Here is a 15,949-nt window from a genome sequence, read left to right as displayed (position 1 = left end):
CTCACGGCCTGTGCGTGAACCTTCGGGGCCCTTGGGTGAAAGGTCCGGTTATGTCGCCTGAGGGGAGAGGCGAGTGAGGGTCCTGTGACGTCAGAGGCCGGACTCCAGGGGCACCCGCCGGACGGTCGGCAGATGGTCGTCGAGTTCCCCCGGCTCGAATCTGGTCAGGCCCACCGACCACCAGAACTGGCCCGTCACGGTGCCGTCGTACTTGTAGCGGCCGTCGGGCGTGATCGCGGCCCAGCCCTCGGGCAGCCCGAGCAGGGTGTGCAGGCGGGTGGCGGTGGCGACGTCCCAGATGATGACGGAGCCGTCGTCGCCGCCGCTGGCCAGCAGGGCGCCGTCGGGGGAGAAGTCGGCCGACCAGATCCGGCGGGTGTGCCCCGGGAGGGTGTGGACGAGGGCGCCGGTGGCGACGTCCCAGAGCCGGACGACGAGGTCGTCGCCGCCGGTCGCGAGCAGCCGGGCGTCGGGGGAGAACGCGCAGGTCCACAGCCGTCCGGTGTGGCCGGTGAGCAGATGGCGGGTGGCGCCCGCCTCCCAGATCCTGGCGGTGCCGTCGTTGGAGGCGCTGGCGATCAGGCGTCCGGTGCGGTCGTGGACGACCTGGTAGACGCGGTCGTCGTGGCCCTCCAGCGTGGCGCCGAGCACTCCGGTCCCGGCCTCCCAGACGCGGACCGCCCGGTCGTCGCAGCCGGTGGCGAGGGTGAGGCCGTCGGGGGCGAAGGAGATCGACCTGACCCGGCCGCGGTGCCCGGAGAGGTTGACGATCTCCCGGCCGGTGGTGTGGTACCAGAGCCGGACGCTGTCGTCGTCGTTCGCGGTGGCCAGGACGGTCCCGTCGGGGCTGAACGCCTGCGCCCACACGTGGTCGGTCTCGACGCCGAGCTCGCGTTCGAACGCGCCGCTCCCGGACTGCCACAGGTAGACGCCGCCGTCGTTGCTGGCGGTGCCGATCCGGCCGCCCGCCGGGCTGAACGTCGCGGACGTCAGGCGGTCGGCGGTGCCGCGCAGCTCCCGCACCCGCAGCCCGGTCATCGGCTCCCACAGCCGGACGATCCCGTCGTTGCCGACGCTCGCGAGCAGGGAGCCGTCCGGGCTGAACCCGACGGAGGTGACGCGGCGGCCGTGCCCGCGCAGGACATGGCGGCAGATCCCGGTCGCGGTGTCCCAGACGCGGGCGGATCCGTCGTTGCTGACGGTCGTGAACTGGGCGCCGTCCGGGCTGAAGACCGACGGCCAGACGGCGCCGCGGTGGCCGGACAGCTCGTGCCTCAGCCGTCCCGCGGAGACGTCCCAGAGCCGGACGGCGCCGCCGCTGTCGGTGGTGGCCAGCAGGGTCCCGGTGGCGTCGAAGGTGGTCTGGTAGACGGCGCTGGAGTGGGCGGGCAGGACCAGCGGGGGACGCCGTCCCGAAAGGTCCCAGAGCCGGACGCCGCCGTCGGTGTCGCCCGAGGCCAGCAGGCCGTCGTGCAGGGCGAGGGCGAAGACGCTGCCGGTGTGGCCGGTCAGCTCGCGCAGCGGGGCCCCGGTCGGCGGGTCCCACAGCCGGACCCTGCCGTGCTCCTCGCCGGTGACGAGCAGGCCGTCGGGGGTGAACAGGAGCCGGAAGACCGCTCCGTCTCCGTCCAGGACGCGGTGCAGGACGCCGTCGGGCGACCACATGCGCACCGTCCCCGCGGCGTCGCCGGTGACCAGGGACGTGCCGTCCGGGCTGAACGCCGCGGTGTAGACCGGGGCGGTGTGGCCGGGCAGGGTCGCGCGAAGCGTGCCGTCCACGCCCCACAGCCGGACGGTCCCGGTGGCGTCACCGGCGGCGATCATGGTGCCGGAGGGGTCGGGCAGCACCGGCCACACCCCGTCGGGGTGGACGTCGATGACCTTCAGCTGGTCGCCGGTGGCGGTGTCCCAGAGCCGGAGCGTGCCGTCGGCGGATCCGGTGACCAGGAGGTGGTCCCCGGCGTAGGACACGGCGTAGGCGCGGTCGCTGTGCCCCTGGAGGGTGCGCAGCGGCAGCCCGGTCCGGCTGTCGCAGACGAGGACCGCGCCCTCCTCGCCGCCGAGCGCCACGGCGGAGCCGTCGGGGGAGTAGGCGGCGGGTGAGGGCAGGCGGCCGATCTGGAAGTGGAAGCCGTAGGGGACGCCGATGGAGGCGGGGGCGAACTCGGCCTCGACCGGGGTGCCGGGGACGACGGCCGCGCCCCGGAAGTCGTCGGCGGAGCGTCCGGCGGGCAGGGCCGCCTCGACCAGGGCGGCGCGCACCCAGCGGCTGCCGTCCAGGACGGTGTCGCGCAGGTCGGCCCGCAGCAGCCGGGCGCGGCTGAAGTCGGCGCCGGTCAGGTCGGCCCCGGTGAGCTTGGCCTCGTCGAGCCTGGCCCCGGCCAGGACGGCCCCGCGCAGGATCGCACGGGTCAGGTTGGTGCCGATGAGCTGGGCGTCGGAGAGGTTCGCTCCGGTGAGGTCGACCTCGGTGAGGTCGCGATGGGACAGGTCCTCGCCCTGGAGGCCCGCGCCGCGCAGGTCGGTGCGGGCCGGGGTGCGCAGCCTGGTGGTGATCTTGATGGCGTTGGCGCGGCGCAGGTCGTCGCTCCCGGGGTCCTCCAGCACCGCGACGGCCCAGTCGCGCAGCGCGCGGCTGTCGGCGAGATCGCACAGGAAGTCGACGGTGAGCTGGGACAGCGCCCGGCGGCCCAGCGCGGGCGGATCCAGCCCCGCGTCGAGGTCGAGGGCGAGCCGCGAGGCCACCAGCCACTCGACGACCGAGGCGTGGATGAAGCCGAACAGCCCCTCGTCGGTGCGGACCAGCAGGCCGCCGGCGCCGACCGCGTGCGTGGTCTGCCCGCCCGAGAGCCCGGCGAGCCCGCTGAGCGCCCCGGCCACCTCGGCGAGCTCCGCCAGCCGCAGGTACTGCTCGCCCGTCTCCCACAGCCGCATCGCCAGGGCGCGCGCCGCTCGCCACAGGTCCTCGATGCCGAGACCGCCGGGCGAGCCGGGCACCCCCCGCACCCGCTGCTCCTCGTAGGCCAGCCAGGAGGAGAGGATCTCCTGGTAGAGGTCGGCGGCGCTGACGGTGCGGTGGGCGCGGGCGACGGCGTCGAGCCGTTCCTCGGGCAGGTCGGCGATGAAGCCGAGCATCCGGGGGTTCTGGGCCAGGCCGAGCAGGTTCTCGACGCCGCGCAGCCGCGCCATCCGCCGGTCGGCGGCGTCGGCCTCGCCGTACCGGTTGACCAGGAACTCCCTGACCTGCGCGGGGGTGAAGTCCGCGACGCTCAGCACCCGCCGGTTCGGCAGCGCCCCGACCCGCTCGCCGAGTGCGGTGAAGACCTGGGCGTGCGACTTGAAGTGCTGGGTCCGCGACGCGACGACGATCTTGGCCTTGCCCTCGGCGGCCTGGAGGAGCGTCTCGAGGTGGTCGGCGGCCCGGTCGTAGGTCACCCGCGTGACCAGCTCGTCGAAGCCGTCGAACAGCAGCACGATCCGGCCCTGCCGGAGCATGTAATGGAAGGCCCTCAGGTCGATGAGCTCCTCGCCGTGTGCGGCGAGATGGGCGGCGACCAGGGCGTCGACCGAGTGCGCCTTGTCGAGGGCGCGCAGCTCGATGAGGATCGGGATGAGCTGCGGCAGCTCGGCGGGAATCCGGCGGGCGACCTCGCGGAGCGCGAAGGTCTTGCCCCGGCCGAAGTCGCCGAGCAGCAGCAGGAACCGGCCGTGGTCGGAGGCCAGGAGGTCCATGACCGCGTCGGTCAGCCCCTCCTGGACACCCGCCGACTCGCCGTCGAGGTCCCGGTACCGCTGCGGTACATAGAGGTCGGGCGGGTAGAGCGGGCTGGTGGTCAGCCGGACGGTCTGCTCCCCGACGTAGGCCGACAGGTCGAGCAGCCCCTGGAACTCCGTCAGGCTGCGCAGCCGCACCCCGCGGCGCAGCGCCTCCTCGCGCAGGGAGCGGGGCGGCGGCGGGCCCAGGAAGACGAGCTCGGAGCCGAGGGCGTCGCCGCCGGCGTGGACCTGCCGCAGGAAGGCGTCCACCTCGGGACGGCCGATCTCGCCGACGTGCCCGCCGATCCGGAACTGGCGCAGGAACCCGTCCTCCAGATGGGAGACCAGGAGGTGCGGAGGGTCGGCGGGGACCCGCCGGACGCGCGCGCCGGGGAAACGGGTCTCGCACGCCTCGGCGATCTGGTCGAGCAGGAGCTCCACCGGGTCGGGCGCCTCGTCGTGGGAGTCGTCGGGGGGCAGCGGCGGAGCGGGGGGCGGCGCGGGCCGGAACAGGCCGGGGGAGCGCCAGGTCCTGGCGGTCCGCTCGGCGGCATGGTCGGGGGAGATCCTGGTGAGGCCGTCCCGGTCGACGGTGAGCAGCTCGTGGTGGCCGGGGGCGAGGGCGCCGAGGCCGAGGGTGCCGGAGGACAGCTCCCCCGGCGGCTGGTGGCCGCCGTGCAGGACCAGGTCGAGCCCGGACCCGACGAGCCGGTCGAAGGTCTCGGCGTCGCGCAGCCGGCCGGGGTCGCCCGGCACCGGGCTGTGCTGGAGGACGCCGAGGCGGAGCCAGCCCTCGCCGTGGTCGCGCAGCCGCTCGGCGAACCAGGCCGCCTGGGCGTGGCCGACGCTGCCGTACTGGTCGTCCTCGCGGTGGGAGACGGCCATGGTCGAGTTGATCCCGGCGACGACGACCTTCAGCTCGGGCACCGGGAACAGGGTCCAGGGCTGGGCGCTGTCGAAGACCGCGCCGGGCAGCCCCCGGTACAGCTCGGTGAACAGCCCGCTGAAGTGCCGCCACTTCGGCCAGTAGGGCGGCTCGGGGTCCTCGTCGTCGGCCTCGCAGGAGTTGAAGTACGCGCGGCTGGCGGCCTTGGTGACGTCGTGGATGCCCGGCACCACGGCGACCCGGTGCGGTTCCAGGCCCAGCAGGGTGCGCAGGCCGGTCAGGAACGAGACGGCCTCGGCGAACTCGCGGCGGCTGCCGGACTCGGTCAGGTTGCCCGAGACCACGAGCAGGTCGGGGCGGACGCCCAGCTCGGTGACGTCCGCCCAGATCCGGGACTGGAGCTCGGCGGCGTCGAACGGATCTCTGGTGAGGGCCCGGCCGAAACGCGGCCCCGCCAGGTGCAGGATCGAGACGTCCGTGCGGTCGGGCTCGGCGCGCCCGGTGCCCGCGGGGAACTCCGGCGGCCCGGACGGCGCCCGCCGCTGCTGGCGCGGCCCGGGGGAGGAGCTCCGCACGGGCGGCGGCGGGGCGAACGGCGACGCCGGGCGCTCCTGCGGCTTCGCCCGTCCCGCAAGGGCCTCCCCGATCCGGGTCAGCAGCAGCCCGCGGGCCGCCGCCTCGTCGGCGACGCCCACGAGGTCGACCCAGGTGATGGTCGAGAGCAGCCCCTCGACCTCGCACTCCTCGAGCCGCACCGTGACGAGCTTCGCCGACGGGTTGTCGGGGTTGGCGCGCAGGGCCGTCTGCCATTCCAGCCGCCCGTACCGCGAGTGCAGGTAGTTCTCCGAGAGCACGGCCAGGACGATCGCGGCCTCGCTGACCCCCCGGTCCATGAAGTCGATGAAGTTGGTGCCGGGAACGAAGTCCCAGGCCTGCATCATCGTGCGGTAGCCGGCCTCCTCCAGTTCCCACGCGATCCACGCCGCCCACCGCTCGTCAGCGGGTGAGTAGCTCACGAAAACATCCACCGGGGGGACGGTCATGGTCACCAGTATCTCCGCAGGAGACCCTCCCCGTCATAGGATCAATTTGAGGTCAACTGGACGGGGACTGGAGAATGCTCAAGAAGGTGGGCGTGCTGGACTGGATCCGGTTCGGCCTGCTCGCCGCGGGGATCCTGGCGGTGGTGACCGGAATCCTTCCGGCCGCGGACGCCGAGGAGAGCCTGCGGCGGATCGCGCCGCTGCTGTTGTTCCTGGTCAGCGTCATCGTGCTGGTGGAGCTCACCAAGGAGGCCGAGGTCTTCGACGTGATCGCCACCCGGCTGGCCGCCTTCGGCCGCGGGAGCTACGCGGCGCTGTTCCTGCTGTGCGTGGTGTTCGCCTCGCTCACGACGATGTTCCTCAACCTGGACACCACGGCCGTGCTCCTCACGCCCGTCATGCTGGCCCTGGCGGCCAGGTCGGGGATCGCGGCGCTGCCGCTGGCGATGACCACGGTGTGGCTCGCGAACACCGCCAGCATGCTGCTGCCGGTCTCGAACCTGACCAACCTGCTGGCCGCCGACCGGGTCGCGCTGGAGCCGCGGGAGTTCGCCGCCCGGATGTGGCTGCCCCAGCTCGCGGCCATCGCGGCGACGATGGTGCTGCTGTGGGCGTTCTACTGGCGGCGCGGGGCGCGCGGCGCCGACCGGTACACCCCGCCGCACGCGATCAAGACCCGCGACCGGGTGCTGTTCGCGGTGTCGGCCGCGGCGTGCGCCCTGTTCATCGTCTCCGTGCTGTCGGGCATCCCGGTGGAGTTCTCCGCGGCCGCCGCCGCCCTGGTGACCCTGGCGGCCTTCACGGTCCGTGACCGGTCCGCGCTGACCCCCGCCCTGTTCCCGTGGCGGCTGCTCGTCTTCGTGGCCGGGCTGTTCCTGGTCGTCCCCGCGCTGACCCGGCACGGCCTCGGCTCGCTGATGACCTCGCTGATCGGCACCGACCCGGGGGCGGCCGGATCGCTGCGCGCCGCCGCCTCGGGCGCGGGACTGTCCAACCTGATCAACAACCTGCCGGCCTACGCGGCGGGCGAGACCGCCGTCCCGGAGGCCAACCACACCCAGCTGCTGGCGCTCCTGGCGGGCACGAACGTCGGGCCGCTGGTCACGCCCTGGGCGTCCCTGGCCACCCTGCTGTGGTTCGAGTGGTGCCGCCGCCACGATCTGGCGATCTCGATGCGGCGGTTCATGCTGCACGGGGCGGTGCTGGCGCTGACCGCGCTGCCGCTGACGGTCGGGGCGCTGCTGCTCACCCGCTGAGGACGGCCAGCAGCGAGGGCAGCCGCTCGGGCCTGGCCGCCACGAAAGAGTGCTCGGCTGGGCCCTCGACGCGCAGGTCGTAGGGGAGTCCCGCGAGATCGGCCAGGACCACCCCGGCCTCGGCCGCGATCAGCGCTCCCGCGGGCAGGTCGACGGCGCCCGTCCGGTAGGCGACGATGCCGTCGATCGCGCCCCTGGCCAGCATGATCCAGGTGAGCTGCGGGGCCCAGAGCTGGAGGACGCGCTGGCTCGTGAGCGTCAGGGCCTGCTTGTAGGAGGAGGCGGCCGGATCGCCGGGGCCCACGCCATAGCCCTGGACCCACGACACGATCGGCCTGGGCCGGGGACGGGCCTGCGCCGGATCGAGCCCCCGGACGCCGTCGCCGCGGACGGCCGACCAGGTCCTGCGGGTGACCGGGTCGTGGATGACGCCGACCGAGGGCAGGCCGTCCAGGCACAGTGCCACCCCCACGGAGTAGGCGGGCAGGCCGATGGTCAGGTTGTGGGTGCCGTCGAGGGGGTCGACCACCCAGAGGGGGCCGCCGGCGGAGCCGTTCATCCCCGACTCCTCGGCCAGGACCGCGTGGCCGGGGAAGGCCGCCCGCAGATGGCCGAGGATGATCTTCTCGGCCCTGTCGTCGAGATCGGTGACGACGTCGCCGTCGCCGCCCTTCGCGCGGACGCCGAAGGCCGCGTCCGGGCCGAGCACCGCCCCCGCCGCCTCGGCGGCCGTCACCGCCACCCGCCGCGCCAGGAACAGATCGATCACGAGCTGACTCCCAGGGAGACGAGGTCGGCGGCGCGCCGGGCCAGGCGGGCGGTCTCGCCGGGCGGGCTCGCGACCCGGCGGCTGCGGTGGCCGGACAGGTCCAGCGGGCCGAGGGTCAGGTCACGGCCGCTGACCCGCTCGGCGCCGAGGGCGACCGTGGCCGCCTCGCCCTCGGTGACGGTCCGGTGGAAGACGCCCGACGGCAGCGCGTAGACCTCGCCCGCGCCGAAGGTCCCGCCGTCGGAGGGCACCGCGCGGACGGTCCGCGAGGTGGCCTTCAGCTCGTCGGCGTCGTCGCGGCTCGCCACCTCGAACACCCGGTAGTCGCGGCCGTCGGCGACCCTGGCCAGGACGTTGCCCAGCCGCCCGTACAGCAGCAGGCTGGTGAGGTCCCAGCTGTGGCAGTGCCAGGTCGAGGTGGCGGGCGGAGAGGCCGGGAGGTCGGGCGACCACACGTGCACGCAGACTCCGTGCCGTCCGGTCCGCTCGACCGGGAGGCAGAGGAAGCCCAGCGGATGCCTGATCGCGGAGATCCGGCCGGCGGCCGCCTCCAGGAGCACCTCGCGCGCCCACATCGGGACGTCCGGGGCGGTCGTGCCGTCCCGCATCCGCCGGTACAGCTCCCCGTAGCGCATCGGTCAGCCCACCGCCGGATCCCGGTAGGGGTCGACCGCGCGCAGCGCCCTGAGGGTGATGTCGGCGACGTCGCGGTCGGTGAAGCCGCGGGGCAGGGGGAGGCCGAGGGACTGGAAGAGGCGGCGCACCTCCTCGACGGTCGGCTCGTCCGACAGGGGCGCGCTCCTGGCCTGCTCGATCGGCACCCTGCGGGCCTGGTCGAGGCTGGCCAGCAGCTCCGTGGAGCACCAGTCGTAGTAGAACTTGCCGCGGTCGATCTTGAGCGCGGGGCCGTTCGGATCCTCGCGGGTGATGACCACGCAGGAGGACGACAGGTCCCAGCGGAACGTGGTCATCGTCGAGGCCAGGCCGATGTCGATGTCGAGCAGCCGGAAGCGCTCGCGGTGCCAGCAGGCCGCGAGGATCGTCGCGTAGGACTCCTTGCGGGTGCGCTCGAGCGTCCAGGGCTCGATCCCGTCGACGGTCTCGCCCACCGACCGGCGGAACCGGGCGTAGACGTCGCAGACCTCCTCGTCGGAGGGGTCGATGATCTCGAGCCGGAACAGCAGCGCCCGGCGCTCCCTGCGGGCGGCCGCCACGCATTCGGGCAGGGTCACCGCCCGGATGTAGGTGCCGGTGCCGCCCTTGTAGATCCACCGGTCGGTGCCGCCCCTGGCCTCGGCCAGGACGGGCGCCACCTCGGAGCCGGTGAGGATCTGGACCGCCGAGGACTCGTCGAGCTTCTGCCGGGTCCGGTCGACCAGCAGCTCGAACCGGGCGATCTGGTCGAGCCGCTCGGGGAGGACGGCGATGCGGCCGAGGGCGTCGCGCACCTCCTCCTCCACCGGGCCGCGCCGGGCCCGGTCGCGCAGGATGCCCGCCGCGAGGAGCCCCAGCACCAGCAGGGTGGCGCTGGCGACGACCTTCGAGCCCGGATCGCCGAGGCTGATGGCCGCGACGACCACGGCGAGCAGCAGCGCGATCGCGGCATCCGCGTTCTTCGCCAGCCAGAGCGCGAACCGTCCCACAGCGGCCTCATCCCCTGCCGCCCTAGGAACCCCGTACCTGCCGGCGGCCCGGTCATCGTAAACCGATCTCCGAACGTAAGGCCAGACCCCGGGATCGGGACCGGCGATAAGAATTCACCAAGAAATGGACATGTAAGTCACTGATTCCTTTCTGGGCCTTAATTGGCCAATTAGCGTGTCCTTTGGTGGCGATCTCATCGAAGGAGCGACATCGTGGCTAACGAACCGGGCTCACCGTCCGATGGATTCGGGAACGACGAGAACAGACCGAAGGATCGCGGTGACTCCCACCTGACGGGCAGCGAACGGGCGGATCCCACGAGGCGGGAGACCCGTCGCACCGGCGACACGGGCAGGACCGATCCGAAGTCCGCCGGCGCCAGGTCGGGGGCGGCGGCCGGAGCCACGGCGGCGGGCGACCCCGTCCGCAAGGCCGAGACCTACCGCCCGAAGGCCGAGACGCGGTCGGGCGCGACGGCGAGCGAGCGGGTGCAGCCCAAGAAGGGCTTCAACCCCGCGTGGCTGCTCGTCCCGGCGGCTGGCCTGCTGCTGGGCGGCCTGGGCATCGCGAACATGAACCGTGAGCCCGACGCGGCCACCCCGTCGGCCTCGGTCACCATGCCGAGCGCGACGATGCCCAGCGCGACCATGCCGGGCGCGTCCGGCTCGGCTCAGCCGGTCGCGCCCGCCGCGAGCGTCACCACGGCGCCCGCGACCGTCGGCGCGGGATGCAGGATCGCCTTCACCGGCACGCGGTTCGAGGAGCCGATCAGCCGGCTGAAGAACATCCGGACCGGTGAGTGGCTGAACGCCCCGAGCGGCCGGCAGTTCGTGGTGGTCAACACCACGATCCGCAACCGCGGCGAGGGCACCTGCTGGGCGACGCCCGGCTACCAGCGCGGCTACACCAGCGCGAACACCTACTACGGCGGCAGCACGACTGCGGGCAACGAGCTGTATCGCGGCCGCCGGATGACGAAGGCCGTCGGGTCGGGAAATCAGACGACCGGCGCCTACGTCTTCGTCGTGCCGGTGGGAAAGAACCTGACCCAGGTCGGGTTCAGGGCCAACGGCTCCACCGACTGGACGATCGTCCGCAAGTAATTCCGGAAATTCCACTTCTCTCTCGGAGGCTGTCATGACGACACCCCTGGACATCAAGAAGCTGCTGGGCGCCCGGATGACGGGCAGCGGCGGTCAGGAACTCGGCTCCATCGAGCAGGTCTTCTTCGACGACGAAAGCGGCGTCCAGGAATGGGCCCGGCTGCGCATGGGCGGGATGCTCGGCGGCAAGGACCGCTTCGTGCCGCTCGGCGGCGGAGCCATGTCCGGCAAGGACATGACCGTGCCCTACAGCAAGGACAAGGTCGTCGGCTCGCCGGAGCTCGTGGTCGACCGCCACATCTCGCCGGAGCAGGAGGAGCGCCTGCGCGCCTACTACGAGCTCGGCAGCTCCGCGCACACCACGAACACCACCTCGACCACGACGACCACCACGACGGCCAGCTCCAAGACCGCGTCGGCCGCCGCCGCCGGGGTCGCGGGAGCCGCCGGGGCCGCCGGGGCCGCCGGGATGGCCACCGGCCGTGCAGCGGAGACCCGCCAGGACATGCGCCGCGACGGCGACCTGTCGCTGCTGCGCAGCGAGGAGCGGATCCACTTCCGCACCGAGGACGTCGAGACGGGCCGCGTGCGGCTGCACAAGTACGTCGACGTCGTCCCGGTCGAGGAGCGCGTGCGCCTCATGCACGAGGAGTTCGAGATCGAGCGCGTCCCGGTCTCCGAGGGCCGCGGCGACATCCACGAGGACTCGGTCGAGATCGTCCTGCGCGGCCAGCAGGCCTTCGCCAGCAAGGAGGTCATCCCGGTCGAGCGGGTCCGCCTCAAGGTGCGCCAGGTGCCCGAGGAGCGGGTGATGCGCGACGAGATCCGCCGCGAGCGGATCGAGATCGAGCGGTTCGAGTCCGCCTCCGGCCACGGCTTCGCCACCGGCCAGCACGCCAAGGGCACGGACGGGAACGCGTCCGGCCGGGCGGGCGACGCCGCGGGGTCGATGACCGGCAAGGCCGGCGACATGGCCGACAAGGCGGGCGACGCGGCGGGCAAGGCCTTCGGCAAGGTCAAGGGCATGTTCGACGGCAAGTGAACCGGGCCGTGAGCCCACGGGACGCGCCCTGCGTACGGAGCCGGTGATCTTCGTGATCGCCGGCTCCGGCGGTTCTGTCGGTGCCGGGGCTTACGGTGGGAGGAGCAGGCGGAGAAGGCTTCACCGGGGGAGGAAACGTGCGACAGGAACTCGATCTTCAGCGCACCCGCGCGCCGTTCGAGGTCGTCACCGAGATGACCCCCTCGGGCGACCAGCCGACCGCGATCGCGGCGCTGAAGGAGCGGATCCAGCGCGGCGACAAGGACTCGGTGCTGCTCGGCGCCACCGGCACGGGCAAGACCGCCACCGTGGCCTGGCTGATCGAGCAGGTCCAGCGGCCCACGCTCGTCATGCTGCCGAACAAGACCATCGCCGCCCAGTTCGCCAACGAGCTGCGCGAGATGCTGCCGGACAACGCCGTCGAGTACTTCGTGTCGTACTACGACTACTACCAGCCCGAGGCCTACGTCCCGCAGACCGACACCTACATCGAGAAGGACTCCTCGATCAACTCCGAGGTCGAGCGGCTGCGGCACTCGGCCACCTGGTCGCTGGTCACCCGCCGCGACACCGTGGTGGTCGCCTCGGTCTCCTGCATCTACGGCCTCGGCACGCCCGAGGAGTACGTCAACCGGATGATCAAGCTGTCGGTCGGGCAGCAGATCGACCGGGACTCCCTGCTGCGGCAGCTCGTCGACATCCAGTACGCCCGCAACGACCTGGCCTTCACCCGCGGGACCTTCCGGGTGCGCGGTGACACCATCGAGGTCATCCCGCAGTACCAGGAGCTGGCCGTCCGGATCGAGATGTTCGGCGACGAGATCGACAAGCTCTCGACCCTGCACCCGCTGACCGGAGAGGTCCTGGCCGAGCACGAGGTGCTCCACATCCTGCCCGCCTCCCACTACACCGCGGGCACCGAGCGGATGGAACGGGCGATCGCGAGCATCGAGGCCGAGCTCGAGGAGCGGCTCACCGAGCTCGAGGGCCAGGGCAAGCTGCTCGAGGCCCAGCGGCTGCGGATGCGCACCACCTACGACCTCGAGATGATGCGCCAGATCGGCTCCTGCTCGGGCATCGAGAACTACTCCCGCCACATCGACGGCCGGAGCGCGGGCACCGCCCCGCACACCCTGCTCGACTTCTTCCCCGACGACTTCCTGCTGGTCCTCGACGAGTCGCACCAGACCGTCCCGCAGATCGGCGCCATGTACGAGGGCGACGCCTCCCGCAAGCGGCAGCTCGTCGACCACGGCTTCCGGCTGCCGTCGGCGATGGACAACCGCCCGCTGAAGTGGGAGGAGTTCCTGGAGCGGATCGACCAGACCGTCTACCTGTCGGCCACGCCCGGCAACTACGAGCTCGGCCGGGTCAAGGGCGACGTGGTCGAACAGGTCATCCGCCCGACCGGCCTGATCGACCCGGAGATCGTCGTCAAGCCCACCAAGGGCCAGATCGACGACCTCGTCCACCAGATCCGGCTGCGCACCGAGCGCGACGAGCGGGTGCTCGTCACCACGCTCACCAAGAAGATGTCGGAGGACCTCACCGACTACCTGCTGGAGTTGGGGATCCGGGTCCGCTACCTGCACAGCGAGGTCGACACCCTGCGCCGCATCGAGCTGCTGCGCGAGCTGCGCCAGGGCGAGTTCGACGTCCTGGTCGGCATCAACCTGCTCCGTGAGGGACTCGACCTGCCCGAGGTCTCCCTGGTCGCCATCCTCGACGCCGACAAGGAGGGCTTCCTGCGCTCGGAGACCTCCCTGATCCAGACCATCGGCCGCGCCGCCCGCAACGTCTCGGGCCAGGTCCACATGTACGCCGACAAGATCACCCCGTCGATGGAGCGCGCGATCGACGAGACCAACCGGCGCCGCGCCAAGCAGCAGGCCTACAACGCCGAGCACGGCATCGAGCCCACCGCGCTCCGCAAGAAGATCGCCGACATCCTCGACTCGATCGTCCGCGAGGACGAGGACACCGAGCACCTCATGGGCGGCTCCGGCCGCGCCCAGTCCCGCGGCAAGGCCCCCGTCCCCGGCTTCGGCAGCAAGACGAAGGAGACCGGCCGCCACGCCCACGACCTCGTCACCGACCGCCCCCGCGAGGAGCTCGAGGGCCTCGTCGCCTCCCTCACCGACCAGATGCACCAGGCCGCCAAGGACCTCCAGTTCGAACTGGCGGCCCGCCTCCGCGACGAGATCAAGGAACTCAAGCGCGAACTGCGCGACCTCAAGGAGGCCGGCATCGGCTGACCCGGGCGGTCAGGAGGCGCGGGATTCGGCGTGACGGGCGACGGCCCGGAGGAGTTCGAGGCGGATGAGGCCGGCGCCGCCGGCGCGGATGAGGAGCCAGTAGGGGGCGAAGGCCCGGTGGGAGCGGGGGTCGGTGGTACGGACCCTGGTCTCGGCGGCCAGGAGGGTGGTGCCGCCGGGCCCCGGGGTGAGCTGGAAGCTCATGGCGGCCTTGGCCCAGCCGGGGGCGGAGAAGGCGGCGAAGCCGTCCGGGGTGAGGGTCGTGTCCGGGCCGGGGAGGGGGCGGGGACGCCAGAACTTCGCGACCCTGCCGACGGCGGCCTCGACGCCCTCGTTCGTGCCCAGTGAGGGCAGCGGGGAGGAGGCGGTCAGCGGGCCCGTGCGGCGGTCGCGGCCGCCCGAGCGGATCGCCGACAGCAGCCGGGTGATCGGCAGGTCGGCGCGGGTGACGGTGTTCAGCGCCTCCCACACCGCCTCGGGCGGGGCGGCGATCCGGCGGGTGTAGCGGGTGCGGAAGTCGTACTCGGGCAGCAGGCGGTCGAGGATCCAGTCCATGGCACTTCCCTGAAAGTCGCTCCACTGGCGTCGCACCGTTCTGAACGGTGCCGTACAGAACGATAATGTACGGTGCCGTACAGAACCTGTCTAGAGGGGGTGCCGCATGCCACGTTCCGCGCGGTTGAGCCGGGAGGAGTGGGCGGAGGCGGCGCTGGCCGTCCTCGTCGAGGGGGGCCCGGGGGCCGTCGCGGTCGAGCCGGTCGCGGCGCGGCTGGGCGCGTCCAAGTCCAGCTTCTACTGGCTGTTCGACAACCGCAGGGCGCTGCTGCTGGCGGCGCTGGAGTGCTGGGAGCGGCGGCAGACCGAGGAGATCGTGCCGGTGCTCGCGGAGATCGCCGATCCGGGGGAGCGCCTGCGGTTCCTCGTCGAGGCGGCGTTCGCCGCCACCGAGTCGGGCGACCTGGCGCTGCGCCTGCTCACCGAGGCGGAGGACGAGGTCGTCCGGCCCGTGGTCGAGCGGGTCACCGCCCGCCGCCTCGCGGTCATCGCCGGCTCCTTCGAGGAGCTCGGCCTGCCGCCCGCCGCGGCGCGCGACCGGGCGGCGGCGGCCTACTCGGTCTACCTGGGGACGGCGGCGCTGGCCAGGATCGGCGCGGCGCCCACCGACCGGTCCGGCTACGTGGCCTCGGTCCTGGCGGCCCTGATGCCCTGACCCCGGCCCGCAAAAAGATCGCGGGAACCTTTTGGGCGAAGTTAGACTCTAATTGAGAAAGACACTACCCGAGCGGGTGCGACCCGAGGAGGACACGATGGCCGATGTTCAGCGCAGGCCCCTGCTGCGGCATCTGCGGAGCGCCCCGACGACCTACGTGCGCCACCTGAACAGGGGCAAGGTGGCGCACGAGGGCGTCGGGATCGCCTTCTGGTTCCGCCCGTTGTCGGCGGTGATCAGCGAGGTGCCGGTCGACGACCGGGAGCTGCCGATGCTGTTCCACGGCCGCAGCGCCGACTTCCAGGACGTCAGCGTCCAGGCGACCGTCACCTACCGGATCGCCGAGCCCGCCGTGGCGGCGCAGCGGATCGACTTCGCGGTCAGCCCCGACAACGGCCAGTGGCGCGGGACCCCCCTCGACCAGGTCGCGGCCATGCTGACCGAGACCGCCCAGCAGCACGCGCTGCGGGTCCTGGCCGGGCTGCGGGTGCGCGAGGCGGTCGTCGCGGGCCCCGACGCCGTCCGCGCCGAGCTGGTCTCCCATCTCGCGGGCGACGAGCGCCTGGCCGCGACGGGCATCGGCGTCGTCGACGTCCGTGTCGTGGCGGTGCGCCCCGAGGCCGAGCTGGAACGGGCCCTGCAGACCCCCGCGCGCGAGGAGGTCCAGCAGGAGGCCGACCGAGCGACGTTCGAGCGCAGGGCGCTGGCCGTCGAGCGCGAGCGCGCCATCGCCGAGAACGAGATGCAGAGCCGGATCGAGCTCGCCCACCGCGAGGAGAACCTGGTCGCCCAGCGCAACCAGAACGCCCGCAGGACCGCCGAGGGCGCCGCGGAGGCGGCCCTGGTCGAGGCCGGGTCGCGGGCCGAACGCGACCGGCTGGCCGCCGAGCTCGCCGCGGAGACCACCCGGGTGGGGGCCGCCGCGGCCGCCGAGCGGGTCAGGGTGGTCGGCGCGGCCGAGGCCGAGGCGCTGGCCGCGCCGGTC

At 72.9% G+C, this 15,949-nt stretch carries 11 protein-coding genes; 6 read left to right on the top strand and 5 right to left on the bottom strand.

Annotated elements, in window-relative coordinates:
• Window positions 1–90: 90 nt before the first annotated feature.
• The gene (locus tag ABD785_RS32945; RefSeq protein WP_344836174.1) at window positions 91–5,658 is read right to left on the bottom strand and encodes a TIR domain-containing protein; all 5,568 of its coding nucleotides are present in this window, start codon (window positions 5,656–5,658) and stop codon (window positions 91–93) included.
• Window positions 5,659–5,759: 101 nt separating this feature from the next.
• Between ABD785_RS32945 and ABD785_RS32940 the strand changes: the two genes are divergently transcribed.
• Entirely contained in the window at window positions 5,760–6,941 is a 1,182-nt protein-coding gene (locus ABD785_RS32940) for an ArsB/NhaD family transporter (protein WP_344836171.1), read from the top strand.
• Here ABD785_RS32940 and ABD785_RS32935 read toward each other — a convergent pair.
• The 3 genes from ABD785_RS32935 to ABD785_RS32925 are packed head-to-tail and all read right to left on the bottom strand — an operon-like array spanning window position 6,931 to window position 9,353.
• A complete protein-coding gene (locus ABD785_RS32935) occupies window positions 6,931–7,710 on the bottom strand; it encodes an inositol monophosphatase family protein (protein ID WP_344836168.1) in 780 nt (259 codons plus the stop codon). The genes ABD785_RS32940 and ABD785_RS32935 overlap by 11 nt on opposite strands.
• Window positions 7,707–8,345, bottom strand: coding sequence for a hypothetical protein (locus ABD785_RS32930; RefSeq protein WP_344836165.1), 639 nt, complete (start codon window positions 8,343–8,345; stop codon window positions 7,707–7,709). The genes ABD785_RS32935 and ABD785_RS32930 overlap by 4 nt, the downstream gene beginning before the upstream one ends.
• Before the next feature lie 3 nt (window positions 8,346–8,348).
• Window positions 8,349–9,353 carry a hypothetical protein gene (locus tag ABD785_RS32925; protein WP_344836162.1) on the bottom strand — a complete coding sequence of 335 codons (1,005 nt, stop codon included), beginning with the start codon at window positions 9,351–9,353 and terminating at the stop codon, window positions 8,349–8,351.
• A gap of 213 nt (window positions 9,354–9,566) precedes the next feature.
• Here ABD785_RS32925 and ABD785_RS32920 point away from each other — a divergent pair, with 213 nt between their 5' ends.
• From ABD785_RS32920 to uvrB, 3 genes are all read left to right on the top strand, one after another.
• Window positions 9,567–10,457 carry a DUF4352 domain-containing protein gene (locus ABD785_RS32920; RefSeq protein WP_344836159.1) on the top strand — a complete coding sequence of 297 codons (891 nt, stop codon included), beginning with the start codon at window positions 9,567–9,569 and terminating at the stop codon, window positions 10,455–10,457.
• Window positions 10,458–10,491: 34 nt separating this feature from the next.
• A complete protein-coding gene (locus ABD785_RS32915; RefSeq protein WP_344836156.1) occupies window positions 10,492–11,499 on the top strand; it encodes a YsnF/AvaK domain-containing protein in 1,008 nt (335 codons plus the stop codon).
• 137 nt (window positions 11,500–11,636) lie between these two features.
• Window positions 11,637–13,754 carry an excinuclease ABC subunit UvrB gene (uvrB, locus tag ABD785_RS32910; RefSeq protein ID WP_344836153.1) on the top strand — a complete coding sequence of 706 codons (2,118 nt, stop codon included), beginning with the start codon at window positions 11,637–11,639 and terminating at the stop codon, window positions 13,752–13,754.
• A 9-nt stretch (window positions 13,755–13,763) separates the two neighbouring features.
• Here uvrB and ABD785_RS32905 read toward each other — a convergent pair whose 3' ends face one another.
• Complete coding sequence (locus ABD785_RS32905) at window positions 13,764–14,309, bottom strand: hypothetical protein (RefSeq protein ID WP_344836150.1); 546 nt, start codon at window positions 14,307–14,309, stop codon at window positions 13,764–13,766.
• 106 nt (window positions 14,310–14,415) lie between these two features.
• Here ABD785_RS32905 and ABD785_RS32900 point away from each other — a divergent pair, with 106 nt between their 5' ends.
• Window positions 14,416–14,964, top strand: a complete 549-nt coding sequence (locus ABD785_RS32900) for a TetR/AcrR family transcriptional regulator (protein ID WP_344836147.1) — start codon at window positions 14,416–14,418, stop codon at window positions 14,962–14,964.
• A gap of 97 nt (window positions 14,965–15,061) precedes the next feature.
• On the top strand, window positions 15,062–15,949 hold an 888-nt coding region (locus ABD785_RS32895; protein ID WP_344836144.1), incomplete at its 3' end, for an SPFH domain-containing protein.

The organism is Actinocorallia longicatena, from assembly GCF_039534125.1.
Classification (GTDB): Bacteria; Actinomycetota; Actinomycetes; order Streptosporangiales; family Streptosporangiaceae; genus Actinocorallia; species Actinocorallia longicatena.
This window is presented reverse-complemented; position numbering and strand designations above follow the sequence as displayed.